The organism is Micromonospora sp. NPDC005220, assembly GCF_040607895.1.
In the GTDB taxonomy this organism is placed as follows: Bacteria; Actinomycetota; Actinomycetes; order Mycobacteriales; family Micromonosporaceae; genus Micromonospora.
In genome coordinates this window covers 1-23,832 of the sequence record NZ_JBEXHP010000050.1, presented here as the reverse complement: position 1 = coordinate 23,832, position 23,832 = coordinate 1, and the positions used below count along the sequence as shown (strand labels likewise).

Sequence of the window (23,832 nt, the reverse complement as noted above, 5' to 3'; positions counted from 1 at the left end):
TGTAAGGCACGCCAGTCACATTGGTCATTACTTGCAAGCGGGGCGCCATATGCGGACGATGCGGAGTTGGTTCCGGGACACCACCGGCGGCCTGCCAACCACCTTCTGGTACCTGTGGTCCGGCACCCTGATCAACCGACTCGGCTCGTTCGTCCTCGTCTTCCTCGCCATCTACCTGACCCAGGAACGTGGCTTCTCGGCCTCGCAGGCCGGCCTGGTGATCGGCCTCTGGGGCGTCGGCGGGGCGTTCGGCACGACCGTCGGCGGCACTCTCGCGGACCGGTGGGGCCGCCGACCGACGCTGCTCACCGCCCACGTGGGCGCGGCGGCCATGATGCTCGCGCTCGGGCTGGCCCGGGACCTCTGGGCGGTGGCGCTGGGCGCGCTGCTGCTCGGCATGTTCGCCGAGGCGGCCCGGCCCGCGTTCGGGGCGATGATGATCGACGTGGTGCCGGCGAAGGACCGGCTGCGCGCCTTCTCGCTCAACTACTGGGCGATCAATCTGGGCTTCGCCTGCGCCGCCGTCCTCGCCGGCCTCGCCGCGCAGGCCGACTACCTGCTGCTGTTCGTGGTCGACGCGGCCACCATGCTGATCACCGCGCTGATCATCTTCAGCAGGGTGCCGGAGACCCGACAGGCCGGCCCGGCCACCGCCCCGACCGCGGACACGGCCCGCCCGCGCGGCGCCCTGCGCACGATCCTCACCGACCGGGTCTACCTCGGCTTCGTGGCACTCAACCTGTTCGCCGCGCTGGTGTTCCTCCAGCACATCTCGATGCTGCCGATCGCGATGGGCGACGACGGCCTGAGCCCGGCCACCTACGGCTCGGTGATCGCGCTCAACGGCATCCTCATCGTGGTCGGCCAGCTCTTCGTACCCCGACTGATCCGGGGTCGGAGCCGCTCGCACGTGCTCGCGCTGGCCTCCGTGGTGATGGGCGTGGGGTTCGGGCTGACCGCGTTCGCCGGCACCGCCTGGTTCTACGGGCTGACCGTGCTCATCTGGACGGTCGGCGAGATGCTGAACTCGCCGTCCAACTCCACGCTGATCGCCGAGCTGTCCCCCGCCGAGCTGCGTGGTCGCTACCAGGGGGTGTTCTCCCTCTCCTGGCAGATCGCCGGGGCCAGCGCGCCGATCCTCGGTGGTCTGGTGCGCGAGCATGCCGGCAACGACACCCTCTGGTACGGCTGCGCCGCGCTCGGCCTCCTGACCGCGGTGGCCCACCTGGTGTCCGGGCCGGCCCGGGAGCGGCGTGCGGCGGCGCTGCGCCGCTCCGGTGAGGCGCTGGCACCGGTCACCGGCACCCGGGCGGCGCAGCCCGCCGAGGCTTGACAGCTGGCGTGGCAGGGCCGGAGTTCCTACTGTGCAGTGGAAACAGTTAACAACCTGAACTGCCGGGAGGTCGGGTGCACGCCCTGCGGCGCTGGTGGCACGACACCGCAGGCGGACTCCCCGCCACCTTCTGGTACCTCTGGGCCGGTCTGCTGATCAACCGCGCCGGCGCGTTCGCCATGCTCTTCCTCTCGCTCTACCTCACCGATGTACGCGGTGCGAGCGAGAGTCTGGCCGGCACCGTGGTCGGCGCGTACGGGGCCGGCGGAGCGGCCGGAGTGCTGCTCGGCGGGGTGCTCGCCGACCGGTGGGGCCGCCGGGCGACCCTGCTCGCCGCGCACCTGGCCACCGTCGGCCTGATGGTGGCGCTCGCCTTCACCCGGCCCCTGCTGCTGATCGCGGTGCTCTCCGCGCTGATCGGCGTGGTCCACTCGATGCCCAGCCCGGCGTTCGTCGCGGCGATCGTCGACGTGGTGCCCGCCGAACGCCGCTCCCGCGCGTTCAACCTTCAGTTCTGGGCGTTCAACCTGGGCATGGCGGTCGCCTCGCTGCTCGCCGGGGTGCTGGCCGAGGCCAGCTTCACGGCGCTGTTCCTGGTCGACGCGGCGGCCACCCTGACCGCCGCGCTCGTGATCGGCTGGAAGGTGCCGGAAACCCTGCGGCTGGCCCGACCCACTGTCGCCCTCCCGCCCGCCACCCGCGCGGCACCGAAGTCCGCTCGGGCCCGCCGGCCGGGACTGCACACCGCGCTCACCGACCGGACCTTCCTGGTCTTCGTCGGGCTCACCTTCGTGCTGGCCGTACTCACCATGCAGACGTCGACCATCATGCCGCTGGCCATGCGCGCGGACGGCCTGGGCCCATCGGCGTACGGGCTGGTGGTGGCGCTCGGCGGCGCGCTGATCGTGGTCGGGCAACTGTTCGTGCCCCGGCTGATCGACCGGCACCGCAAGGACGTCGTGCTGGCCGCCTCCACGGCGCTGCTCGCGCTCGGCTTCGGGGCGCTCGCCATCGCCGACGAACTGGCCATCTACCTGGCCGCCGCGGTGGTCTGGACGGTCGGCTCGATGCTCGCCGCCCCGCCCAACGCGCAGATCAACGCGGACCTGGCGCCACCACAGCTACGAGCGCGCTACCAGTCGGTGTTCTACCTGACGTTCCCAGCCGCAGCGTTCGTCGCACCCACCCTCGGCGGGGTGAGCCTCCAGCACCTCGGCAACCGACACTGGCTGATCGTGGCCGGGCTGGGTCTGCTGGCCGCGCTCGGGCACCTGCTCGCCGGACCACCCCGGGAGCGGCACATCGCCGCGCTGCGGCGTCGCAGTGCCATCCTGAAATCGAAAAACCCGGCAGACCACGTACCGATCGGATAACACACGCAAAGCGCCCACCACGTCCCTGAGGTCGTGGTGGGCGCCCGCCGGTGGGGCCGGCGGCGGCGGGCAACACTCACCCCCGTAAGCATCGCCCGCTCACGCCGCCGGTCCAAACAGGTGGGCACCGTCCCCCAACGGTTGTTCCACCCGTCCCCTCGCGCCTCGTCTGGTGCGCGGATCTGATCGATCCGCCGCTCCCCCGAACGTTTCCAAACGTGGCGCGGTGCAATAAAGCTAGTTCGCCCGGATTCTGGATTCAACCCAGAACGGCTGTCTCGCCCGTCACAACTGGCGAGTATCCGCTGCTCCGGCCTCGTCCGTTGGCAACAGCCGGATACCCGTCGGCCATTCCCGCAAACACCTCAACCGTCTTCCCGATCGGGTGACTCGGTCCGGAAGAAGTTGCTCTGCCGGCCGTTCCGCAACTGTTCCTGATAGATCAGATTCAGCCGACGCAGGTCAAAGGTGTGGAACCACTCATCCCAGGTGATCTCGCGGATCCGGCTGCTCTCCCGGTATCCGGGGATGTTGAAGGTCAACACACCCGCCCGGCCGTCGCGCTCGGTGCCGGCGATGGTCGCCGGCTTCGCCCCGCGTTCCCGGGCCCAGCGCTGGATCACCTCATGGTTAGCGGTGATCAGACTCCGCCCCGGGCGCTCCGGCCGGTCCATGGTCGACGAGATCACCTGCGAACTGCGGACCGACCGACCCGTACCCCGTCCGGTCCGAATCCCGCCGGCCGCCGTCCCGCCACCGGTCGACGGCGTGAACGTGCGCTTGGCCGCCGTGCTCCTGGCCGGTGCCGTGCGTTTCGCCGCCGTGCTCTTGGCCGGCGCCGCACGCTTGGCCGCCGTGCTCTTGGCCGGCGCCGCACGCTTGGCCGCCGTGCTCTTGGCCGGCGCCGCACGCTTGGCCGCCGGCCGGGCCGGTGCCTTCTTCGCCGGCGCCTTCCGCGCGGGCGCCGTTCGCGCCGTCGCTGTCTTACGGGCCGCCGTGGTCTTACGGGCCGCCGCGGTCTTGCGGGCGGCGGTCGTCCTGCTCGCGGTCGCGGTCTTGCGTGCGGCCGTCGATGTCGCCGCCGTCGTCGTCTTCCTCGCGGTCGCCTTCTTCGCCGGTGCCTTCTTCGCGGCCGCTGTCGACTTCCGCGCGGCGGTCGCCTTCGTTGCGGCGGCCCGCTTGGCGGGCGCGCTCTTGTTCGCCGGCGCGGCCTTCGCCCGGCTCGATGCCGGCCTGGCCGCCGACTTCCTGGTGGCGGCGGCACGACCCGCTGACGCCCGGGTGCCGGTGGCCCGGCCCGACGGGCCGGTGCTGCTCCGACCCGCACCGGCCCGCATCGAGCGCACCAGCTGTTTCACCAGGTCGGGCTTGCGCAGTGCGGAGATCCCGGAGACCCCGCGTTCGCGCAGCTGCCCGCGAATGTCATCCACCCGCATCCGGGAGATCTCCGACTCGGAGACTCCGGGTGTACCCGGCGTCTGGTTGCGGGCCTCGTCGCGTTCGGTCTGCGCCGCCGCGATCTCGGTGGCGGCCTCCGCACGGGCCTGGGCGAGCTGCCGCTGCACACCCACCGGGGACAACTCGGCGTGCAGCGACTCGGTCAACGTCTCGACGATCTGGTCGAGCCGGTCCACCGCCTCCCAGGTGCGGGCCACCTGCCCGGGCAGGCCGGGGGCGTTGCGGTGGCGCATCCGACTGTTGCGCGACGCGCGCTGACAGGCGCCGTCGTTGTCGCGGCAGTAGCGAAACGGTCGACCCGCGCCGACGCGTTGCGGCACCGGTCGTCCACAGTGGGCGCACGGGCGGGTTTCGGTGGTACTGGGCTGGGCGTCCATCGAGGGCGAAGTCTAGTGCCGGCCGGTCAGCTCGTCGTCCGGGCCGTCGCGTCCAGGGTGTAGCGGCGTTGCAGCAGCAGGGCCGCGACCATCGCCACCGCCGGCAGCAACCCGAAGCCGTAGCGGACCGCGGCGAGCGCGGCGTCCGGCTGTACCGGCGACTCACCCGCCGTCGAGGCCACGAAACCGCCCACGGTCAGGCACAGCGCGTACGCGTACGGGCCCAGCGCCGCGCCGGTGGCCTCGGTGGCCGTCCACACCCCGGTGTAGGTGCCGGCCCCGGTGCTGCCGGTGGTGGTGGCGGCGCGGATCACGTCGGGCAGCATCGAGAACGGCAGCAGCTGCATGCCGGCGAACGCCACCCCGAGCACCGCCACCGCCCCGACGAGCACCGGCAGGCCGGCCGGGCGGCCCACCGCCAGCACCACGGCGCCGATCGCGAACGCGCCCTGCGCGCCGAGCAGCGCCCGCTGCTTGCCGACCCGGCGGGCCACCACCAGCCAGGCCGGGGTGACCAGCAGCGCCGGCGCCACGAACGCGGCCACCAGCACCGTGGTCAGGCCGGGTGCGCGCAGCTCGTACTCGGCGTAGTAGGGCACCCCGGCGAGCACCAGGTGGGTGGTGGTGGACATGGCCAGGTACGCGGCGACCAGCCACCGGAACTGCCTGTCGCGCAACGCTGTGCGCAGCGCCCGCCACCCGCCGTGCCCGGGGGTGGTGCTGGCCGGGGCGGACCCGCGCAGCCGGGCGATGCCGGCGACACCGACCAGCATGGCCACCAGCATCCCCACCGCGAGGACCACACCCATCCGCTGGTAGCCGCCGCGGGTCGCGGCGTCGCCGCCGGTGAGCAGCGGGGCCAGTAGCCCGGAGACCAGGATGCCCACTGTGAGCACGACCATCCGGAACGCCATCAGGCGGGTGCGTTCGTGATAGCCGATCCGCAGGTCGGCCGGGGTGGACAGGTAGGGGACCTGGTAGGCGGCGAAGAGCAGGTTGCCGGCGATGAAGAACACCGCCACCCACGCGGCCGCCGGCGCGCCGGTCAGGCCGCCGGGCACCGCGAAGAGCGCGGCGAACGCGACCGGCAGGGCGCAGCCGAGCAGCAGCAGCCGACGACGGTCGCCGCGTCGGGTCTGTTCGACGTCGGCGCGGTGCCCCACAAAGGGGTGCAACAGCACGTCGGCGATCTTCGGCAGCAGCAGCGCCAGGCCGGCCAGCCACGGCCCGACGGCCAGCACGTCGGTGAGGAAGTAGAGCAGCAGCAGGCCGGGCACTGTCACCCAGACGCCCATGCCGAGCGAGCCGGTGGCGAAGCCCGCCAGCGGGCCGCGCGGTAGCGTCGCGTCGGTGGCGGCCGCGGGCCGCCGGTCCAGCCCGGTCATCGCCGCATCCTCTCCGCAATCCAACGGTTGCTGGATTCTAGGGGCAGAATGACGGCCATGACCATGCCCCGCCGCCGCCCGGGTCGGCCCCGCCGCGACGAGACCCGGCCGACCCGCGAGGTGGTCCTTACCGCGGCGACCGCGCTCTTCCCGAGCGGGGCTTCGACGCCGTCGGGCTGCGGGAGGTCGCCGCCGCCGCCGGGGTCGACGTCGCCACGGTCGCCCACCACACGGGTACGAAGGCGGCGCTCTACGACGCGTGCTTCGCCCGGGTGTTCGCCGCCGAGCGGGAGGTGCTGATCGAGGCCGCCGAGCAGGCCCGGGCCGCCCTCGACGCGGGTCCGGACGCGGCCCGGCGGGCCCTGCACGAGCTGGTCGACGTCTTCGTCGACTTCCTGGAGGACCGCCCCGAGACCACCGCGCTGTGGCTGCGCCGGTGGTTGGAACCGCAGCGGCACGCCGAGCTGGACCAGCGCTACGCCGACCCGTTGTACCGGCTGGTCGCGGAGCTGCTCACCGCCGCCGCGGCGGCCGGCGCCCTGGCCGAACCGACCCCGCACATCACCGTACGGAGTCTGGTGTGGGCGACTCACGGGCACGTGGTGGCGTTGGCCGCCGGCGCGCCCGGTGCCCGGGAACGGCGCGAGTTCCGGGCCTTCGTGCATCGCCTGCTGGACGGGCTGTACGGATCGTCGACCCCTTGACGGGCCGCCGCCACCCGACGATTATCCATCAGACGTTGGATTAATGGGGGCGGCAATGGGCGGACCACAGCGGGTGGCGGTGATCGGCGCCGGCGCTGCCGGGCTCGCCGCGGTCAAGGCACTACGCGACGCCGACGTGCCGACGGTCGCCTTCGAGGCCGCCGAGCAGGTCGGCGGCCTCTGGGTGTACGGCGCACCCGACTCGCCCGCGTACCGCACGTTGCACCTCAACACCAGCCGTGGCCGCACCCAGTTCGCCGACCACCCGATGCCCACCGACTGGCCCGACTACCCCGACCACCGGCGCGTCGCCGGTTACCTCGCCGACTACGCCGCGCGCTTCGGGCTGACCGACACCATCCGGCTGCGCCACACCGTCGAGCGGGTCACCCGCAACCCCACCGGCACCTGGACGGTGGCCGCCAGTGGCCCGACCGGCCCGGTCGAGGTCACCGTCGACGCCGTGATCGTCGCCAACGGGCACAACCGGGTGCCCCGGCTGCCCGACCCCGGGTACCCCGGCACCTGCACCGCCGAGCAGATGCACAGCCACGACTACCGGGGCCCGGAGCAGTTGGCCGGCAGGCGGGTCCTGGTCGTCGGCGGCGGCAACTCCGCGATGGACATCGCGGTGGACGCCTCGTACGCCGCCACCCGCACCCTGCTGTCACTACGCCGGGGCGTCTGGGTGGTGCCGAAGTACCTGCTGGGCCGCCCCTCGGACACCCTGAACGGGGCGCTGGCCCGCCGACTGCCGTGGCGGCTGCGGCAACGCATCAGCCAGACGATGCTGAGCACCACCGTCGGCAACCCGGCCCGCTACGGGCTGCCCGCGCCGACGCACGGGTTCCTCCAGGACCATCCGACGCTCTCCGACGGGTTGCTGTCGCGGTTGACCCACGGTGACGTGGAGGCCCGACCCGGCATCGCCGCTCTCGACGGTGACCGGGTGGAGTTCACCGACGGCCGCAGCGACAGCGTTGATCTGATCATCTGGTGCACCGGCTACCGGGTGGACGTCCCGTTCCTCGACCCGGCGCTGCTCGCCGGGGGCGCCGACACCCTTCCGCTGTACCGGCACGTGTTCCACCCCGACGCCCCCGGGCTCAGCTTCGTCGGGTTGATGCAGTCCACCGGGTCCGCGTTCCCCCTGGTCGAGGCGCAGGCCAAGCTGATCGCGGCGCACCTTGCCGGCCGGTACGCGCTGCCGGACCCGGACCGACAGCGCGCCGTCTGCCGGGCCGAACTACGGGCCGCGACCGCCCGCTGGGGGCAGCGCCGCCCGGCGATGCGGGTGGACTTCGACGTCTACCTGGCCGAGCTGGGCCGGGAGTTGACCGCCGGGACCCGCCGCGCCCGCCCCACCCCGAGCGGAGCCGGGCGGTGACGAGCCCTCTGGCCGGTCGGCGGGTGCTGGTCACCGGGGCGAGCGGGACGTTCGGCCGTCACCTCGGCGTCGCGCTGAGCGCGGCCGGCGCCCGAGTGGTGGGGCTCGACCTGCACGCCCGCCCCGACGACGACGTGCCGGTGCTCGGCTGTGACCTGACCGACCCCGACGCCGTGCCGGCGGCGGTGCGGGCCGCCGTCGACCGGCTCGGCGGGCTGGACCTGCTGATCAACAATGCCGGGGTGGGTGGTCCCGCGCCGGCCGAGTTGCCGCCCGACGAGGTGGTCCGTCGGCAACTGGAGGTCAACCTGCTCGCCGCCTGGCGCACCACCGCCGCCGCGCTGCCGCCGCTGCTCACCGCACGCGGACGGGTGATCTTCGTGGCCAGCCGGATGGCGGTGCTGCCGCTGCCCCTCGCCGCCGCGTACGGGGTGAGCAAACGGGCAGTGGTCGCGTACGCCGACGCGCTGCGGCACGAGGTGGGCACCCACGTCGGGGTGAGCGTCGTCTACCCGAGCATGGTCGCCTCCCCGATCCACGACAGCACCGCCGAGGCCGGGCTGTCCCTGCGAGGGGTGTCCCGCCCCGAGCCCGTGGAAGGGGTGGTCGCGGCGATCCTGCGGACCGCCACCGCCCGGCGCGCGCCCCGGGACGTGGCGACCACGGCACGCGGCCGGCTGGAGCTGGCGGTCGGCCGACACGCGCCCGCGCTGGCCGACCGACTGGTACGTCGTACCCTCGCCGCCCGGCTCGCCGCCGGTGACCTGGACGCCGCGCCGCTGGCAGCCGGGATGGTCGCCCGCCACCGGGGGCGGTGACCGCTCCCGGTCAGGGCGTGGCGACGGCCGCGCGCGAGCGGTCGGCGGCGATGCGCACGGCCAGCGCGGCCAGGGCGGTGCCGGTCACCCACCGCTGTACCCGCAGCCACAGCGGCCGGCGGGCGAAGAAACCGGCCAGGGTGCCGGCGGTGAGCACGATCAGCGCGTTCAGGCTCAACGCGATGGCGATCTGGGTCAGCCCGAGCAGCAGGCTCTGCGTGGCCAGGTGCCCCCGCGTCGGGTCGATGAACTGGGGCAGCAGCGACACGTACAGGATGGCGATCTTCGGGTTGAGCAGGTTGGTGACCAGGCCCATGGTGAACAGTCGCCGGGGCGGGTCCGGTGGCAGCGGCGCGGGCGTGAACGGCGAGTGCCCACCCGGACGCAGCGTCCGCCAGGCCAGCCAGAGCAGATAGCCGGCACCGGCGAGCTTCACCACCGCGTACAGGGTCGGCACCAGGACGAAGACGGTGGCCAGGCCGGCGACCGCCGCCGCCAGGTAGACGCCGAAGCCGGCGGCCACCCCGAGCAGCGAGACCAGCCCGGCCCGACGGCCCTGCGCCACCGAGCGGGACACCAGGTAGACCATGTTCGGGCCGGGTGTGAGCAGCAGCCCCAACGCCACCAACGCGATGCCCAGCAGTGCACCTGCACCCACCACGACGCTTCCCCCGTTCGATCGTCCGCACACCGACCGTAATCGGGATGAACATCCCCACCCAGGGCCACCTGGCAGGCCGTGGCCTGCGATCCGGTGTGATCCACTCGCGTTCGGTGCGACCCGGCGGCACCGTCGGCGGGAATGCTCACCGGCGCGGGCGCGCTGACCCCTGGCGAGCGCGCGCCGCCGGGCGGAGGCGGCGCGTTACGGTGGCCAGGGGAGGTGTCGCAGGGTGACCGAGGCGTGGGAAGCGTCAGTGGAGGCGAAGATCCAGAGTGCCGTGCAGCGCGGCGAGTTCGACGACCTGCCCGGCATGGGCAAGCCGATCCCCGGCCGTGGGGCGCCGTACGACGAGTCGTGGTGGATCAAGAGCTTCCTGGAGCGCGAGGCCCTTCCCGGTGACCTGCTGCTGCCCACGTCGCTGCAACTGCGCCGACGCATCGAGCAGGTCCCCGACGAGGTTCGTGACCTGCCCACCGAGCAGTCCGTCCGGGATTTCGTGGGGCAGTTGAACGCGCAGATCGTGGCGTGGCTGCGCTTCCCCGACGACGGGCCCCGGGTCGCGGTGCGGCCGGTGAACACCGAGGACGTGGTCCGCCGCTGGCGTGCGGAACGGGCCCGGCCCGAGGTCACGACGACCGTCGCCGCAGCGGCGGCTGTTCCGATGCCGCCGCGCCGGCCCGGCCGCAGCTGGTGGCGGCGGTGGCGCCGCCGACGGGGCTGACCCCGGGCCACGGCCACGGCAGACTGTGCCGGTGCTGATCGAATCGCGGACACCCGGTACGCCCTCGACGCCGGGCGTCGCCCTGCGTCAGTGGTGCGCCGACGACCTGGATGACCTGGTGCAGGCGTACCGAGATCCGGTCCTGCGCCGCTGGACGAGATTCCCCGTGACCGACGCCGCCGAGGCCCGGCGGTGGCTGGACGGCGTGCTGCGGGACTGGGCCGACGGCCGGCGCTACACCTTCGCCGTTGTCGAAGAGCAGGCCGACGATGTCCGGCTGGTGGGCAACGTGGTGCTCAAGGGAGTCACGCCGCAGCGCCCGGTGCCGGAGGTTGGCTACTGGACGGCGTCCTGGGCGCGCGGTCGCGGCGTCGCCCCGCGCGCGGTCACCGCGCTGAGTCGCTGGGCGTTCGACCGGTTCCCCCAGGTGGCACGTCTCGACCTGCTGCACCAGGTGGACAACGTGGCGTCCTGCCGGGTGGCGCAGAAGTGCGGCTTCGTGTTCCAGGAGGTCCTGCCGGCCCGGCCGCCCTTCCCGCTCGACGGCCACCGGCACGCGTTGCACGCGTAGGCGTCAGTCGACTGCGGCCCGCCAGCTCCAGGAGGTGCGCCGGGCCCGGCCGGGCAGCTCACCGCGGCCGGTCATCCAGAGCAGCACCTCGGGTGCCGCCCCGGGCGGGGCGTCCGGGAAGAGTCGGCGCAGCACCAGCGCGCTCAGTCGCTGCGGCGGCTGCCACGGCACACCGAGACCGAGGGTGACGTCGTGGGCGTGCAGCAGGGTCTCGGCCACGCCCATGGCGGCGAAGCCGGCCGGATCACACGGGCCCCAGTGCCAGGCCCGCGCGTCCGGCGGGGTGGCGTCGACGGCGACGGCGAGCAGACCGGCGCAGGCCCGCACCACGGTGAGCACCTGCGCCGGGCTCGCGTCGGGGGAGACCCGCAGGTCGTACGGCAGATAACCGTCATCCGGGCGGCCGGTGACTTGGCCCGCGTACGCGAGAAGGTCGTGCGCGACGTGCGCCGCGGTGGTCCAGCAGCTCCAGCTCAGCGAGCCGGCCGGCACCGACCAGTCGCGTTCCCGGTGTGGCACCAGCACCCGGGTCATCTCCTCGGCCGCCTCCCGCACGTGGGCGCCGGTCACCGCCGACATTCGCCAACCCACGCGGCAGCACCGGGCGTGGAAATCCCTTCATGGGTGAAGAGCGTCGACGCGTGCAAGAATCCATCCTCGCATGTGGGGGGAGGCGAGCGGAATGTTGCCCAACACGGTGGTGGACACGACGGTGTTGCCGCCGGCGGAGCGGTTCGAGTTCTGGTACGCCCTGGTCGCTCAGGAGACGGCACCAGCGCACATCAGCAGCGGCCAGCTGGACAACTTCGTCGCCTACGTCCAGGCCATCGATCTCGGTCGCATTCGGATGACCTCGCTGCGGTATCCGTCCCTGGACGCGATCCGCCCCACCAAACTGGTTCGCAGCGACGAAGGGGACGTGTACCAGCTCACGCTACCACTGACCGGTCACAGCACCCTGATCCAGGACCGCACCGAGTCCACGCTGGAACCCGGCAAGCACTTCACGCTCCTGGACCCCGCGCGGCGGCACGTCGCCCGGCACCGCGCCGACGGCGCCGGTCTCGCCACCACGATCACCGTGCAGATACCGCACGCGGCGCTGCCCCTGGCGCCGGACCGGCTCCGCCGCCTGCTGGCCACGCCTTTGCCGTCGCACCTCGGCGTCGGCGGACTGTTGGCCCACCACCTGCGCAGCATCGCGGCGCACCCGGAGCAGTTCGAGCCGGCCCAGGCCGAGATCCTGGGTGGGGTCGCGGTGGACCTGCTCACCGCCGTGCTCGCTCAGTACCTCGACATCGAGCACACAGTGACACCGGAAGCCCGGCACACCGCGCTGCGGGCCCGCGTCGTCGACTTCATCGACCGTCACCTCGACAGTGACGAGCTCAGCCCTCGCAGCGTCGCCGCCGCGCACCACATCTCGCTGCGGTCGCTGCACCGTCTGTTCGAGGCGGAGGCGACGACGGTCGCCGAGCTCATCCGCGTCAAGCGCCTGGAGCAGTGCCGGCGTGATCTCGGCAACCCGCTGCTGCGCCAGCCGATCCAGGCCGTCGCCGCCCGCTGGGGTTTCTCGAGCAAGGCCCACTTCAGTCGCCTCTTCCGTGCCCACTACGGACGGTCCCCGCAGGAATACCGGACGGGTGTCGCTCGCCAGGATCGGTGATCGACCGACCGTTACCGTCGGCGGTCGGTCGGATCGTCCTCGACGAAGTCACGGACGGCGGCACGGATGCTCTCGCCGTACGGGTCGTCCGGTAGCCGCACCAGGTACTCGCGGGCTCGGGCGAGGTGCTCCCGGGCCGCACCGACGTTGCCCAGCCGCCGGTGGCAGTCGGCCAGGTTGAGGTACAGCGACGGCAGGAAAGCCTGGACCTGGAGCGACGACAGGTATCGCTGGGCGCGTTCGTCGGTCAACTCGGACACGGCGGCCAGGGCACGTTCGTCCCAGCTCAGCTCCGCCTCGGTGCTGTCCTGCAGGTCGGCGAGGTAGTGCGCCAGGGTGCAGCGGTGCAGCGCGTCACCGGTGCGGCCCAGCTCGTCCCACAGCGCGGTGAGCAGCTCACGGGCCTGGGCCGGCGCGCCGCTTCGGCCAAGCTGTACGGCCTGCATGATGCGGGTCATGGTCGGGTCAGCGGTCGGTTGGTCGGTCATGTCGCCGATGGTCGGGCCTCAACCCGATCGAGGGTCAAATTCCGTCCGGCCAGGTGCTCCTCGGTCGCGGCGTGGGTGGGTTAGGCGGCGAAAATCGAGTCGACGGGACCGCGCTGGGCGGATAGCTTGCAGTTGACCGCGACACCACCCGAGGAGGTGAGACCCATGAACGTTGTAGCGATGTGGGTGCTCCCCCTTGCCGTCACGGTCGGGCGATTGACGTAGGTGTCGCCGGGAGCGCCCTGCCAACACGGCACTCCCGAAAGGCCACACCTGTGCCCTCTGCGCACTTCACCACCGAGCCGCCGTCGACCGATCCGGTCCGGCGCGACCTCACCGTCGGCGACCGCCCCGGCCTCCCATCGTCGACCGCCCACGCCGATCGCTCGCCCCGCACGTTCGATGTGATCATCGCCGGGTGCGGGCCGACCGGCGCGATGCTCGCCGCCGAGCTGCGGCTGCACGATGTACGGGTACTCGTTCTCGAGAAGGAGACCGAGCCGACGTCGTTCGTTCGCATAGTCGGCCTGCACATTCGCAGTCTCGAGCTGATGGCGATGCGCGGGCTGCTGGATCGCATCCTCCCGCACGGGAGACAGCGTCCGGCCGGCGCTTACTTCGGCGCCATCCCCAGGCCCGCGCCCAAGGGCCTGGATTCCCGGTACGCCTACCTGCTGGGTATCCCGCAGCCGGTCATCGAACGTCTACTCGAAGAACACGCGATCGAGTTGGGCGCGCAGGTCCGGCGTGGCCGCGCGGTCACCGGTCTCCAGCAGGACGACGAGGGAGTGACCGTCGAGCTGACCGACGGGGAACAGCTGCGTTCGCGTTACCTGGTCGGCTGTGACGGCGCGCGCAGCGCGGTACGCAAACTTCTCGGCGTCGGCTTCCCCGGTGAGCCCGCACGGACCGAGACGCTGATGGGCGAGATGGAAGTGGGCGTGCCGCAGGAGGAGATCGCGGCCACGGTCACCGAGATCCGCGAGACCCACCAACGATTCTGGCTCCGTCCCGCAGGCGTGGGGGTCTACAGCGTCCTGGTGCCCGCCGCGGGGGTCAGCGACCGGTCGGAACCGCCCACCATCGAGGACTTCAGAGAACAGTTGCGGGCCATCGCCGGAACCGACTTCGGCGTGCACTCACCGCGCTGGCTGTCCCGGTTCGGGGATGCCACCCGGCTGGCCGACCGGTATCGGGTCGGGCGGGTGCTCCTGGCCGGCGACGCGGCCCACATCCATCCACCCATCGGCGGGCAGGGGCTCAACCTGGGCATCCAGGACGCTGTCAACCTCGGCTGGAAACTGGCCGCACAGCTGCGCGGCTGGGCGCCGGAGACGCTGCTGGACACCTACCAGGCCGAACGTCATCCGGTCGCCGCGGCGGTGCTGGACAACATCCGAGCCCAGACGGAGCTGCTGTCCACCGAACCGGGCCCGCAGGCCGTACGCAGGCTGCTCAGCGAGCTGATGGACTTTGACGAGGTGAACCTCCACCTGCTCAAGAAGATCACCGCCATCGGCATCCGCTACGACTTCGGCGCGGGCCCCGACCTGCTCGGGCGCCGCCTGCCCGACATCGACGTGAAGCATGGCAACCTCTACGGTCTGCTGCACCACGGCCGCGGCCTGCTGCTGGACCGCACCGAACGCCTCACCGTCGGCGGCTGGTCAGACCGGGTCGATCACCTGGCGGATCCCACCGCGGAGCTGGACGTCCCCGCTGTCCTGCTGCGCCCCGACGGGCACGTCGCCTGGGTCGGTGACGATCAGCAGGACCTGGACGAGCACCTCTCCCGCTGGTTCGGCGGGCCCGCCCACTGATCTCAGGCCGGCGGCCTCGACCTCGAGGTCGAGGAGTACGGCCGCGATCAACCATCAGTGACCGCTCGGGGCGCCCCAGAGCGTCGCCCCGAGCCGGTCACTGATGACGTGCTGGACGCGAGCGTCGATCCAGCGCACCGCCGCGGTCAGGTGTTGTTGAACCGCTGGCGGGTCGCGGTCAACCCGTCCGTGCCGTAGCCGAAAGCCCGCACGGGGGAAACCTCGTAGAAGGCGTACCGGGGCGATCCCGGCAGGCTCTCGTCACAGACCCGGTCGTCCCTGATGGCGAACGTCCAGCCGTACCTTGTTGCGAAGGCGGCGGGCACCTGGCGCAGCGCGCTGCCGTCCGACACCTGGTGAGCTTCACCGCTCACCACCAGGTCGAGGTCTTCGCTGCTCACGGTGCGGGGATTGCGGGCCAGGTTTCGGCTCTTGCGGGAGTTCGGGCGGCTCGCAATGCACGGCGCCCCATCGGCCAGCACCACCATCACCGGCGCGGCATGTGGACGCTGTTGTTCAGCGCCGAGCACCAGGGCAGGGCCCAACCCATTCGCCGCAGCAGCATCAGCAGGTCCTCCAGCGGGCCATGGGACGTCGCCGCCAGGTGACGTCGCGGGCGTTGAGGTGGGCCGGGTGTCCGACGTTGTCGGTGAACATCGAGCAGCCGGAGCAGGCAGCTTCGACCTGTTGCCCGGGTCTGGCGCCCACCCAAGACCTTGACCATCGGCGCCGCGATCCTAGGTTGAGGGAGATCGGCCGAGCGGATCGTTGGCTGCGAATCGGTCGAGGGCATGAAGAACGTGCTCGCGCGTCTCGGCGGTGCCGAGATGCCCCGCGCTCTCGATCACGGTCAACGTCGAGTCGGGCCAGGCACGGTGCAGGTCCCACGCTGTTTGCAGCGGCCCGCCCAGGTCGAGTCGGCCATGGATGAGGACACCGGGGATGCCGGCCAGCTGGCCGGCATCGCGTAGCAGTGCGCCTTCCTCCAGCCACGCGCCGTGGGAGAAGTAGTGCGCGCAGATGCGTACGAAGGCCAGCCGCGCCGCGCGAGGGCGGTCGCCGTACGGATTTGATGCGCCGCCGGTCTCTCCGGACAGGACCGCGTCCTCCCAGGTGCACCAATCGATCGTGGCCCTGTCCCGCACAGCGGGGTCAGGGTGTTCCATAAGGCGGGCGTACGCGGCGACGACGTCCCCGTCGCTGGATGTGCCTGGGGCTCCTTCGAGGAATCGTTCCCACTGCTGTGGGAAGAAGCGGCCGACGCCTCGGTAGAGCCAGTCGATGTCGGCGCGCCTGGTCATTGTGACGGCGGCGATGACGATCTCGGACACCCGCCGGGGGTGCTGCTGCGCGTAGGCCAGAATGAGCGTGGAACCCCAGGAACCGCCGTGCAGCAGCCAGCGGTCGATGCCGAGGTGTTCGCGCAGCCGCTCCATGTCGGCGATCAGGTGCCAGATGGTGTTGTGCCGCATATCGGTCGCCGGATCGCTCGCGTGTGGTGTGCTTCGACCGCAACCACGCTGGTCGAACAGGACGACCCGGTACCGGTCCGGATCAAAGTACCGACGCCAGCCGGTCCCACACCCCGAGCCGGGCCCGCCGTGGACGACCAGCGCTGGCTTACCGGCCGGGTTACCGCACACCTCCCAGTACACGAAGTTGCCGTCGCCGACGTCGAGCATGCCGGTCTCGTACGGCTCGATCGACGGGTACAGCTCGGTCAAGGTCCAGACCTCCGAGACGTGGGCAAAAGTGGTGTCACAGTGGCACATTCCTGGCCCGTTCAGCGACCATGTTCTCGGCCCCAAGCGTCGCAGCCAAACACACGACAGGATCAGCCGACGTCGGCATCCGGGTCGCGCAGCCTTAGCCGCAGTCTCAGTCTTTCTGAGGCAACTCGGCCTGCGGCTCGCTGCTCTGTGGCGGCCGAACGGTCGCGGCAAGGTCGGTGAGAATCGGGCGTAGCCGATCGGCCAGGGTCGGGTCCGTGCGAGCGAGTTCCGCGGTCAGGGCCGTTACGGCGGCCGAGAGCGCACGGCGTAACTCGGGCTCGTCAATGGAGCGGACCAGTGTCGTTTCGAGCGGTCCGGTGATCTCGCCGGGCAGTAGGTGCGCGCCTTTGGCGTAGCTGCCGGGGTGGCCCAGTCGATGGCAGGCGAGCGCGATCGTCTGGGTGCGCATGGCGCTGATCCAGTGCTCCGCTTGCCAGTATCTGCCCCGTTCGATGCTGATCCTCGCGTGCAGCGCATGGTGCCAGGCTAGGCCGGCCATCTCGTCATGGCCGCTCGGCGCGGGAGCCTGGGGTGGAGTGGATCGCCCGAACATGAGTCGCCAACTCGGGCCGCGCGCCCCGAACTCGGCCTCCGGGCTGAACGAGAGGTCGACTTCCAGGCAGCGAGGCAGCAGAAACACCCGGTAGATCGCAGAGCCGGACCTCAGATCCCAGTGGTGGACCGCCGTGAAGTCCTGATACATCTGTCGGGTCCAGCGATGCAGGACGGCGTCGAGCGGACCGCTGACCCCGAAGGCAAGATCGATGTCCGACCAGCGATCGTCATCGTTCGTGGCGTGCGAGCCGGTGATCGCGGCGGCGACGACATCGGGATCCTGTTCCGCCAGGTGCAGCAGCCGCCGCTGGATCAGGTCGCGTTCCTCTTCGGAGAACATCAGATCACGCTGCTCCGACACCTACTTGCCCCGGCTGCGGGAGACGCGCGGCTCCGGCGGCGGCAAACGTTCCTCGCTTGCGCCATGACCAGCGGGCCGCGCGCGTCCATGAGGACATCATGCCTCGCCACTCGCAACGGAAACTCCCTAGCGCGTCGATCCCGCACCGGCTCGATCACATGGTGTTCTGTGGATGCTGGCAGACTCACCGCATGACGGGTTTAACCGCGGAGCTCGTGGTCGATGGTCGCGCTCCGCAGGCCCCGGCGCTCGCACCTAACGGGCGCTTGCTCTGCTACGTCCTCGCTCCCAGCAGCCGCACCGGTGACCACCTCGACACCGAACTCTGGCTCGTCGACACCCACGCCTCCGTCGCGCCGCGCCGGGCGACCGCCGACACCGCAACCGAGTCTCAGCCACGCTGGTCGGCCGACTCGGAGACGCTGTTCTTCCTGTCCGACCGCGCCGACCGCGGCACCCCGCAACTGCACGGGCTCACCCTCGCCGACGGCACGACGACCACGTTGACCAACTGGTCCGCCGGGGTCATCGACCACCTGCCGCTTCTCGACCCCAACCTGGTCGCGCTGCTCGCCGAGGACGAACCCACCGAGCAGGACGCCCGCCGCGCCCGGGACCGCGACGACGCCATTGTTGTCGGCGAGGGTGAGCCGCGCGCCCGGTTGCGCCTGCTCGACCTGCGTACCGGCCGGGTGGCCACCCCGAAGGTGTTCGGTGATCGGCACGTCGTGGAGATGCGGCAACGTCCCGACGGCGGCCCACTGGCCGTGCTGACCTGGGCCAGCGCCGACAACGACTACGGCCCACGCACCGGCCACCTGCACCTGTACGACCCCACCACCGGCACGGCGGAGGACCTCGGACCGGCCGAGGTCGACGCACGATCGCTGGCCTGGTGGCCGGACGAGGACGGTTGGCACCTCGGTTACGTGGCGCTCACCCCACCGGTTCTGCAGGCCGGCACCGCCGTGTTCGACCTGGCCGTGGACAGTCGCGTCCTGCGCAACCGCACCGCTGGTCTCGCGATGTGCCCCACCGAACTTTGCCAGACCAATGCCGCCCCGTTGGTGGTGTTCGCCGACGGCCTGAACACGACACTGGCCCGGCTCGACCGCACCGACCTCACCACCCTGTCCCATCACCCCGGACGCCTCGACAACCCCACCATCACCCCTGCTGGCGACACCATCGCGGTGCTGACCGGCGCCCGCTATCAAACCCCGAACGTGCACATCGGAGCGCCGACCGGACCGCTGCGAAGAATCACCAACACCCGCCCGGAACTGGACGGCATCACATTCGGTACGCAACAACCGCTGGCCTACCGTGCCGCCGACGGCCTCGACCTGGACGGCTTGCTCGTACTGCCGGTCGGAAGAACCGCGTCGGAAGGCCCGTTCCCGCTGGTCACGATCGTGCACGGAGGCCCGTACGATCGCTACGCCGATCGTTGCCAGTTGTTCTGGTTCCCGAGCGCGCAGTGGCTGGCCGCCGCCGGCTACGCGGTGTTGCTGCCCAACCAGCGCGGCGGCCAGGGCCACGGCCACCAGTTCGCCGCCAGCGTCGCCGGCCGGGTCGGACAGCAGGAGTGGACCGACGTCCTGACCGGCATCGACCTGCTCATCGACGAGGGCATCGCCGACCCCGACCGGCTGGGCATCGCTGGTTGGAGTCACGGCGGCTTCATGTCCGCCTGGGCCATCGGCCAGACCGACCGTTTCCGCGCCGCGCTGGTCGGCGCCGGCATCGTCGACTGGGGCATGCTCGCCGGGACCGGCGAGAACGGCCAGTTCGAGGCGGCGCTCGGTGGCAGCACCGGCTGGTCCGGCATCGGACCACACCCGCATGACGCCCTCAGCCCGATCTCCTTCGCCAGCCGCATCCGCACTCCGGTGCTCATCTTGCACGGTGCCGAGGACACCAACGTTCCCCTCGGACAGGCCGTGTACCTCCATCGGGCGCTGCGCCACTTCGACGTCGAGCACGAGTTCGTGATGTACCCGAGAGAGGGCCACTCGATCCGGGAACGCAACCACCAACTCGACGTCCTGCGCCGGACCCGCGCCTGGTTTGATCGCTGGCTTCGGCCCTGACCGGCGGCGGGTGGACCAGGCGTCGTTGCTGCTCGGCCAGGCGATGACGACCTGAGCGAGCGCAGGCTCGCCCAGACCGACGACTTCAACGAGACGGGCCTCGCCACCTCGGCTGAGACCTCGCCATCCCGTCCGCCACCCCCGTCGGCGCTAATTATCGGATTACTGTTAATGGCAATCCCATAAATAGCCACCACAAAAGGGGCGAACCGTCCATGCATCATAATGACAGTTCTTGTGCGTAAGGAATGAGGGTGTTGTGAAGGTCAGGCAAGCCGGCGCGGATGCTTGCGGTGCCCAGCCGGATGGGCTTGCCGCTGGCGGTCAACTTCATATCGGCGCGATGAGCGGGCGTCGCCCCTTCTCCCCGTGAAACCGCAGCCCCACGCGATCGGGTCGGCGAGCGGCGCGCCACCCCAGCGGGGCGTGCCGGACACGAGTAAGCGGGTGCCGATCTGATAGGCAGGGACATGCTCGGACATGGCGCCCCCCGTCCCGGCCCGCGCGGCGGGCGGCGGGCGGTTCACCACGGCTGTGCCTGCGGAGCCACCCTTGAACTACGAGCGGCCGTACGCGGCGCGGCCCTGGGCTACGTCGGCGGCCTCACGTTCACGCCAGCGGCGCTGGGCCTCCCGGTTGCACGTCCGGCAGACCCGACGGTACCGGCCGGTGGCCGGGTCGATTTCACGGTCGTGGCCGTTGCGGCACTGTGCCGCCTGGGTTCGGTTGCGGCAGGCCTCGGTCCGGCTGACCTGGCGCAGATGTGTCGGCTCGATACAGTCGGCGGCGCCGCAGGTCTGGTCGACGTCGAGGGCCGGGTCGTACCCGCCGACGAGGACGACGTACGCGGCGATGTGCGCCCACGCGCGACCGGCGACCTTCTGGTGCACCCCGCGTCGCCGCCCGTAACCTTCGATGACCAGGCAGCCGTCCTCAGTGCGGTGTGAGCGCTCCAGCAGGTAGGCGCGCAGCGACTCCTCGGTGTGGTACCGGGACAGACCCTTCACGGTCGAGAGCACGCCGTCACCGTACCGGCACTTGAGGATCAACGGCAGCGGATCCGGCGCTAAGCGTTGACTGCAGGGTCAGGTGCGTGACGGCTGGGCTGCGGGCGGCTGTCGTACATGCGCTGCGCCTTGTCGGTCAGGGCTGGGGTCATCTTGGGCTTGCGGCCGCCGGTGCGCCCGCGGGCTCGGGCGGCGGCGCGCCCTGCGTGGGTGCGCTCGCGGATGAGCGCTGCTTCGTGCTCGGCCATGAGAGCGAACATGCCGAACACGAGCTTACCGTGCGCGGTGGTGGTGTCCACCATGCCGTATCGACTAGGCAGAAGATTTGCCGTCGACGTTGGTGGACATGGTGTGCAGGATGTCGGGCAGCTGCTTCAACATTGCGGTGGGCAGGTCGCGGACCGTTTCCTCCGCGAGGGTCACCCACAGCTTCCGGATCTGGCTGGCCAGCGCCTTGCCGTTGTCGGTCAGCGCGACGACGGTGGCGCGCTTGTCGGCCGGATTGGGGGTACGCCGGATGTGGCCGGAGGCCTCCAGCTTGCGAGTCATCAGCGTGACGCTGGGTGGCTCGCAGCCCAGCGCCTCGCTGAGCTGGGCCTGGATCAGGGGGCCGTTCCGGTCGAGTTCGAGCAGCACAGCCTCTTGGCCGGCGTGCAGGCCGAGCGGGGCCAGCAACTGCGCCGCCCGGGCCCGGTGGCGCAGGCTGAGCAGGCGGATCGCCTGATTGAGGGCGTCGGCGTACTCGGGATCCATGGGCCCTCCTTGACAACAGCGTTCGTTATGCGCATAACGTTTACGCGCATAACTAAATGCTACACAGTCCCGAGGAGTCGACATGACGGTGAAGGTCGCGGTTTTTTACTACAGCTCGACGGGCACGGTGCACGCTCTCGCTGAGGCCGTCGCCGAGGGCGCCACCTCGGCCGGGGCCGAGGTGCGGCTGCGCCGGGCGGCCGAGCTGGCCCCCGCGGAGGCCATCGATCAGAACCCGCAGTGGCGTCAGCATCTCGACGCCACCAGCTCGGTGCCGGTGGCCCAGCTCGACGACCTGGCCTGGGCTGACGCGTATGCGTTCGGTACGCCGACCCGGTTCGGGACGCCGGCCGCGCAGCTCAAGCAGTTCATCGATCAGACCGGCGGCCTGTGGCGCGAAGGAGTCCTGGCCGACAAGCCGGTGACGGCGTTCACCTCGGCTTACAACCGGCACGGCGGTAGCGAGGCCACGATCCTCGCCCTGGGCAACGTCTTCTACCACTGGGGCGCGCTGATCGTGCCGCCCGGCTTCACCGACGGCACGGTCTACGCCGCCGGTGGTAACCCCTACGGCACCGTCGCGACCGGGGGCGCCGGTGCCGACGCCGCGGCCCTCGACGCCGCGCGCTACCAGGGCCAGCGGCTGGCCAGCTTCGCTGTCCGGCTGAAGGGCGCCCCGCTCGTCGCGGGCGCCGCTCAGAGTGCCTGAGGCGCAGTCCGATGGAGCGGAGGAAGTGATGACGAGTACCCGTGCCGACAGCCAGGTGGTCAAGCCGTACACCCGCCCGGCCTGGCTGGTTCTCGCGCTGGCGTGCGCCTGCCAGTTCATGGTCATTCTCGACGTGTCGATCGTCAACGTCGCGCTGCCGGCGGTGCAGCGGGATCTGGGGTTCACCGACACGGGACTGGCCTGGGTGGTGAACGGCTACGTGCTGGCGTTCGCCGGTTTCATGCTCCTGGGCGGCCGCGCGGCGGACCTGTTCGGTCATCGCCGGATGCTGGTGTCCGGACTCGCTCTGTTCTCGGCGGCCAGCCTGGTCGCGGGCCTGGCGACCAGCGCGGAGATGCTGGTCGTGGCCCGTGCCGCGCAGGGGCTGGGTGGCGCGATGCTGGCCCCGGCCACCCTCGCCGTGATCAACACCTGCTTCTCTGAGGGTGCGCAGCGCGCCCGGGCGTTCGGAGCGTGGTCGGCTTCCGGTGGCGTCGGCGGCATGGTCGGTGCGGTTGCCGGCGGTGTGCTGACGACCGGGCTGTCCTGGCGGTGGGTGTTCCTGATCAACGTGCCGATCGGCGCGTTGCTGATCGCGATGGCGATGTCGTCGCTGACCGCGCGGCCCGGTCGCCGCGAGGCGCTGGATCTGGCCGGTGCGATCACCGGTACGGCCGGGCTGGCGGTACTGATCTACGGAGTCATGCAGACCGTTGACCACGCATGGGGATCCGTGCGGGTGCTCGTCCCGGTCGTGGCCGGCGTGCTCCTGCTGGCGATCTTCCTGGTGGTGGAGAAGCGGTTCGCCACGGCGCCGATGATGCCGCTGCGGCTGTTCAGCAATCGCAGTGTGTCGGTCAGCAACGCGATGCTGTTCCTGTTCGGTGGCATCGCGATCGCGATGTGGTTCTTCACCTCGCTCTTCATGCAGAACGTGCTGGGCTACAGCGCGCTCGACGCCGGGCTGGGGCAGACACCGGCCGCGGTCATGTTCGTGGTGGTCGCGCGGTTCGCCGCCGGTTGGCTGCCGAAGACCGGCGTGCGCGTGTTGATGCTGGCCGGGTGCGCGTGCTTCGTAGCCGGGTTCTCCTGGCTCTCGCAGGCGGGCGTTGGCAGCGACTATGTGGCGAGCGTCCTGGGCCCGACACTGCTCGTGGCGATCGGCATCGGCCTGGTCTTCCCGACGCTGATGGCGTCGGCGACCGCCGACGTCGAGCCGCGCGACGCCGGCATCGTCGGCGGTCTGGCCAACACGGCCAGCCAGGTCGGCGGTTCGGTGGCGCTGGCCGTGTTCGCGATCGCGGCCGCCGCCCGCGCCGCCTCGCACAGCAGTGACAGCTTCTCACCGAGGCGCTGGCCTCCGGGTACGAACTGGTGTTCGGCCTTGCTGTCGGAGTCGCCCTGGCGATCGCCTTGGTAAGCGTGCTGTTGCCCAGTAGGCAGCAGAGCTGACCCGAAACGACAGGAGGGCAAGGTGAACGAGTAGTGGCCGTGCACGTTGATGTGTTTGTGCTGGTAAGCCGAGAGACGGGCGGTATCAGTGTCCAGCACCGGATATCCCTGGCCGCGTAGTGCCTCCAACGCGTAGTCCAGGTACAGGGTGATGCAGTTCAAGACCAGCCCGAGTGCGCCGAGCTCCAACCCGTGCACTGGTGTCGAGACTGACGGAGATGCGAAAGCTCGCACAACGCTAGCTGGGCGAAGCCCCGTCGGGGGGGCCGCCCCACCCCCCGGGCGGGGGGGCGGCCGCCGCCCGCAGGGTGGGGTGGGCGAGGTGAAGTTACCAAACCCCTTGGAGTTGGGGCGGGTTGGCGCGA

Annotated in this window: 22 protein-coding genes and 2 pseudogenes; 12 read left to right on the top strand and 12 right to left on the bottom strand. The window is 71.2% G+C overall.

Features of this window, described 5'->3' with window-relative positions:
• The first annotated feature begins 49 nt into the window (after positions 1–49).
• Together ABZU52_RS19335 and ABZU52_RS19330 are read left to right on the top strand one after the other, a co-directional pair.
• Entirely contained in the window at positions 50–1,333 is a 1,284-nt protein-coding gene (locus tag ABZU52_RS19335) for an MFS transporter (protein ID WP_354972380.1), read from the top strand.
• Positions 1,334–1,407: 74 nt separating this feature from the next.
• Entirely contained in the window at positions 1,408–2,706 is a 1,299-nt protein-coding gene (locus ABZU52_RS19330; protein WP_354972379.1) for an MFS transporter, read from the top strand.
• Between the two features lie 365 nt (positions 2,707–3,071).
• Here the strand turns inward: ABZU52_RS19330 and ABZU52_RS19325 are convergent, their stop codons facing one another.
• Both ABZU52_RS19325 and ABZU52_RS19320 read right to left on the bottom strand, forming a co-directional pair.
• Entirely contained in the window at positions 3,072–4,142 is a 1,071-nt protein-coding gene (locus tag ABZU52_RS19325; protein ID WP_354972399.1) for a hypothetical protein, read from the bottom strand.
• Positions 4,143–4,567: 425 nt separating this feature from the next.
• Positions 4,568–5,926 (bottom strand): MFS transporter, encoded by a 1,359-nt coding sequence (locus tag ABZU52_RS19320; RefSeq protein WP_354972378.1) that lies wholly within the window; start codon positions 5,924–5,926, stop codon positions 4,568–4,570.
• A gap of 272 nt (positions 5,927–6,198) precedes the next feature.
• Between ABZU52_RS19320 and ABZU52_RS19315 the strand changes: the two genes are divergently transcribed.
• From ABZU52_RS19315 to ABZU52_RS19305, 3 genes are read left to right on the top strand one after another with little or no spacing between them, the layout of a single operon-like run.
• The gene (locus ABZU52_RS19315) at positions 6,199–6,630 is read left to right on the top strand and encodes a hypothetical protein (protein WP_354972377.1); all 432 of its coding nucleotides are present in this window, start codon (positions 6,199–6,201) and stop codon (positions 6,628–6,630) included.
• 55 nt (positions 6,631–6,685) lie between these two features.
• Positions 6,686–8,017, top strand: a complete 1,332-nt coding sequence (locus tag ABZU52_RS19310; protein ID WP_354972376.1) for an NAD(P)-binding domain-containing protein — start codon at positions 6,686–6,688, stop codon at positions 8,015–8,017.
• Positions 8,014–8,835, top strand: a complete 822-nt coding sequence (locus ABZU52_RS19305; protein WP_354972375.1) for an SDR family NAD(P)-dependent oxidoreductase — start codon at positions 8,014–8,016, stop codon at positions 8,833–8,835. The genes ABZU52_RS19310 and ABZU52_RS19305 overlap by 4 nt, the downstream gene beginning before the upstream one ends.
• A gap of 10 nt (positions 8,836–8,845) precedes the next feature.
• On the opposite strand, the gene ABZU52_RS19300 is transcribed toward ABZU52_RS19305, so the two are convergent.
• On the bottom strand, positions 8,846–9,496 hold the full coding sequence (locus tag ABZU52_RS19300; protein ID WP_354972374.1) for a LysE family translocator: 651 nt from the start codon (positions 9,494–9,496) through the stop codon (positions 8,846–8,848).
• Positions 9,497–9,728: 232 nt separating this feature from the next.
• On the opposite strand from ABZU52_RS19300, the gene ABZU52_RS19295 reads away from it, so the two are divergent.
• Entirely contained in the window at positions 9,729–10,220 is a 492-nt protein-coding gene (locus ABZU52_RS19295; RefSeq protein ID WP_354972373.1) for a DUF1992 domain-containing protein, read from the top strand.
• Positions 10,221–10,251: 31 nt separating this feature from the next.
• Entirely contained in the window at positions 10,252–10,791 is a 540-nt protein-coding gene (locus tag ABZU52_RS19290; protein WP_354972372.1) for a GNAT family N-acetyltransferase, read from the top strand.
• A gap of 3 nt (positions 10,792–10,794) precedes the next feature.
• Here the strand turns inward: ABZU52_RS19290 and ABZU52_RS19285 are convergent, their stop codons facing one another.
• A complete protein-coding gene (locus ABZU52_RS19285) occupies positions 10,795–11,370 on the bottom strand; it encodes a maleylpyruvate isomerase N-terminal domain-containing protein (RefSeq protein ID WP_354972371.1) in 576 nt (191 codons plus the stop codon).
• A gap of 103 nt (positions 11,371–11,473) precedes the next feature.
• Here ABZU52_RS19285 and ABZU52_RS19280 point away from each other — a divergent pair, with 103 nt between their 5' ends.
• On the top strand, positions 11,474–12,457 hold the full coding sequence (locus ABZU52_RS19280; protein WP_354972370.1) for a helix-turn-helix domain-containing protein: 984 nt from the start codon (positions 11,474–11,476) through the stop codon (positions 12,455–12,457).
• Positions 12,458–12,468: 11 nt separating this feature from the next.
• Here the strand turns inward: ABZU52_RS19280 and ABZU52_RS19275 are convergent, their stop codons facing one another.
• Positions 12,469–12,945 (bottom strand): hypothetical protein, encoded by a 477-nt coding sequence (locus ABZU52_RS19275; RefSeq protein ID WP_354972369.1) that lies wholly within the window; start codon positions 12,943–12,945, stop codon positions 12,469–12,471.
• Between the two features lie 404 nt (positions 12,946–13,349).
• On the opposite strand from ABZU52_RS19275, the gene rox reads away from it, so the two are divergent.
• The gene (rox, locus tag ABZU52_RS19270) at positions 13,350–14,765 is read left to right on the top strand and encodes a rifampin monooxygenase (protein ID WP_354972398.1); all 1,416 of its coding nucleotides are present in this window, start codon (positions 13,350–13,352) and stop codon (positions 14,763–14,765) included.
• 146 nt (positions 14,766–14,911) lie between these two features.
• On the opposite strand, the gene ABZU52_RS19265 is transcribed toward rox, so the two are convergent.
• The 3 genes from ABZU52_RS19265 to ABZU52_RS19255 form a co-directional block, all read right to left on the bottom strand.
• Positions 14,912–15,166, bottom strand: coding sequence for a hypothetical protein (locus ABZU52_RS19265; protein WP_354972368.1), 255 nt, complete (start codon positions 15,164–15,166; stop codon positions 14,912–14,914).
• A gap of 336 nt (positions 15,167–15,502) precedes the next feature.
• Positions 15,503–16,489 (bottom strand): prolyl aminopeptidase, encoded by a 987-nt coding sequence (pip, locus tag ABZU52_RS19260; RefSeq protein WP_354972367.1) that lies wholly within the window; start codon positions 16,487–16,489, stop codon positions 15,503–15,505.
• Positions 16,490–16,643: 154 nt separating this feature from the next.
• A complete protein-coding gene (locus ABZU52_RS19255) occupies positions 16,644–17,432 on the bottom strand; it encodes a hypothetical protein (RefSeq protein ID WP_354972366.1) in 789 nt (262 codons plus the stop codon).
• A 212-nt stretch (positions 17,433–17,644) separates the two neighbouring features.
• On the opposite strand from ABZU52_RS19255, the gene ABZU52_RS19250 reads away from it, so the two are divergent.
• On the top strand, positions 17,645–19,546 hold the full coding sequence (locus ABZU52_RS19250) for a prolyl oligopeptidase family serine peptidase (RefSeq protein WP_354972365.1): 1,902 nt from the start codon (positions 17,645–17,647) through the stop codon (positions 19,544–19,546).
• Between the two features lie 557 nt (positions 19,547–20,103).
• Here the strand turns inward: ABZU52_RS19250 and ABZU52_RS19245 are convergent.
• From ABZU52_RS19245 to ABZU52_RS19235, 3 genes and pseudogenes are all read right to left on the bottom strand, one after another.
• A complete protein-coding gene (locus tag ABZU52_RS19245) occupies positions 20,104–20,565 on the bottom strand; it encodes an HNH endonuclease (RefSeq protein WP_354972364.1) in 462 nt (153 codons plus the stop codon).
• A gap of 128 nt (positions 20,566–20,693) precedes the next feature.
• A pseudogene (locus ABZU52_RS19240) lies at positions 20,694–20,852 on the bottom strand (recombinase family protein); the annotation flags it as partial.
• A 13-nt stretch (positions 20,853–20,865) separates the two neighbouring features.
• A complete protein-coding gene (locus ABZU52_RS19235; protein WP_354972363.1) occupies positions 20,866–21,306 on the bottom strand; it encodes a MarR family transcriptional regulator in 441 nt (146 codons plus the stop codon).
• Positions 21,307–21,388: 82 nt separating this feature from the next.
• Between ABZU52_RS19235 and wrbA the strand changes: the two genes are divergently transcribed.
• Complete coding sequence (gene wrbA, locus ABZU52_RS19230) at positions 21,389–22,015, top strand: NAD(P)H:quinone oxidoreductase (protein ID WP_354972362.1); 627 nt, start codon at positions 21,389–21,391, stop codon at positions 22,013–22,015.
• 28 nt (positions 22,016–22,043) lie between these two features.
• Positions 22,044–23,435 (top strand): MFS transporter, encoded by a 1,392-nt coding sequence (locus tag ABZU52_RS19225; protein WP_354972361.1) that lies wholly within the window; start codon positions 22,044–22,046, stop codon positions 23,433–23,435.
• Between the two features lie 74 nt (positions 23,436–23,509).
• On the opposite strand, the pseudogene ABZU52_RS19220 reads toward ABZU52_RS19225, so the two are convergent.
• Positions 23,510–23,665, bottom strand: a pseudogene (locus ABZU52_RS19220) (Tn3 family transposase); the annotation flags it as partial.
• Positions 23,666–23,832: the final 167 nt, after the last annotated feature.

Coding starts and splice junctions, on each gene's coding strand:
- ABZU52_RS19335 (WP_354972380.1), top strand. CDS start 50: ATGCGGACGATGCGGAGTTGGTTCCGGGACACCACCGGCGGCCTGCCA.
- ABZU52_RS19325 (WP_354972399.1), bottom strand. CDS start 4,142: ATGCGGGTGGATGACATTCGCGGGCAGCTGCGCGAACGCGGGGTCTCC.
- ABZU52_RS19320 (WP_354972378.1), bottom strand. CDS start 5,926: ATGACCGGGCTGGACCGGCGGCCCGCGGCCGCCACCGACGCGACGCTA.
- ABZU52_RS19310 (WP_354972376.1), top strand. CDS start 6,686: ATGGGCGGACCACAGCGGGTGGCGGTGATCGGCGCCGGCGCTGCCGGG.
- ABZU52_RS19285 (WP_354972371.1), bottom strand. CDS start 11,370: ATGTCGGCGGTGACCGGCGCCCACGTGCGGGAGGCGGCCGAGGAGATG.
- ABZU52_RS19280 (WP_354972370.1), top strand. CDS start 11,474: ATGTTGCCCAACACGGTGGTGGACACGACGGTGTTGCCGCCGGCGGAG.
- ABZU52_RS19275 (WP_354972369.1), bottom strand. CDS start 12,945: ATGACCGACCAACCGACCGCTGACCCGACCATGACCCGCATCATGCAG.
- ABZU52_RS19255 (WP_354972366.1), bottom strand. CDS start 17,432: ATGTTCTCCGAAGAGGAACGCGACCTGATCCAGCGGCGGCTGCTGCAC.
- ABZU52_RS19250 (WP_354972365.1), top strand. CDS start 17,645: ATGACGGGTTTAACCGCGGAGCTCGTGGTCGATGGTCGCGCTCCGCAG.
- ABZU52_RS19235 (WP_354972363.1), bottom strand. CDS start 21,306: ATGGATCCCGAGTACGCCGACGCCCTCAATCAGGCGATCCGCCTGCTC.
- wrbA (WP_354972362.1), top strand. CDS start 21,389: ATGACGGTGAAGGTCGCGGTTTTTTACTACAGCTCGACGGGCACGGTG.
- ABZU52_RS19225 (WP_354972361.1), top strand. CDS start 22,044: ATGACGAGTACCCGTGCCGACAGCCAGGTGGTCAAGCCGTACACCCGC.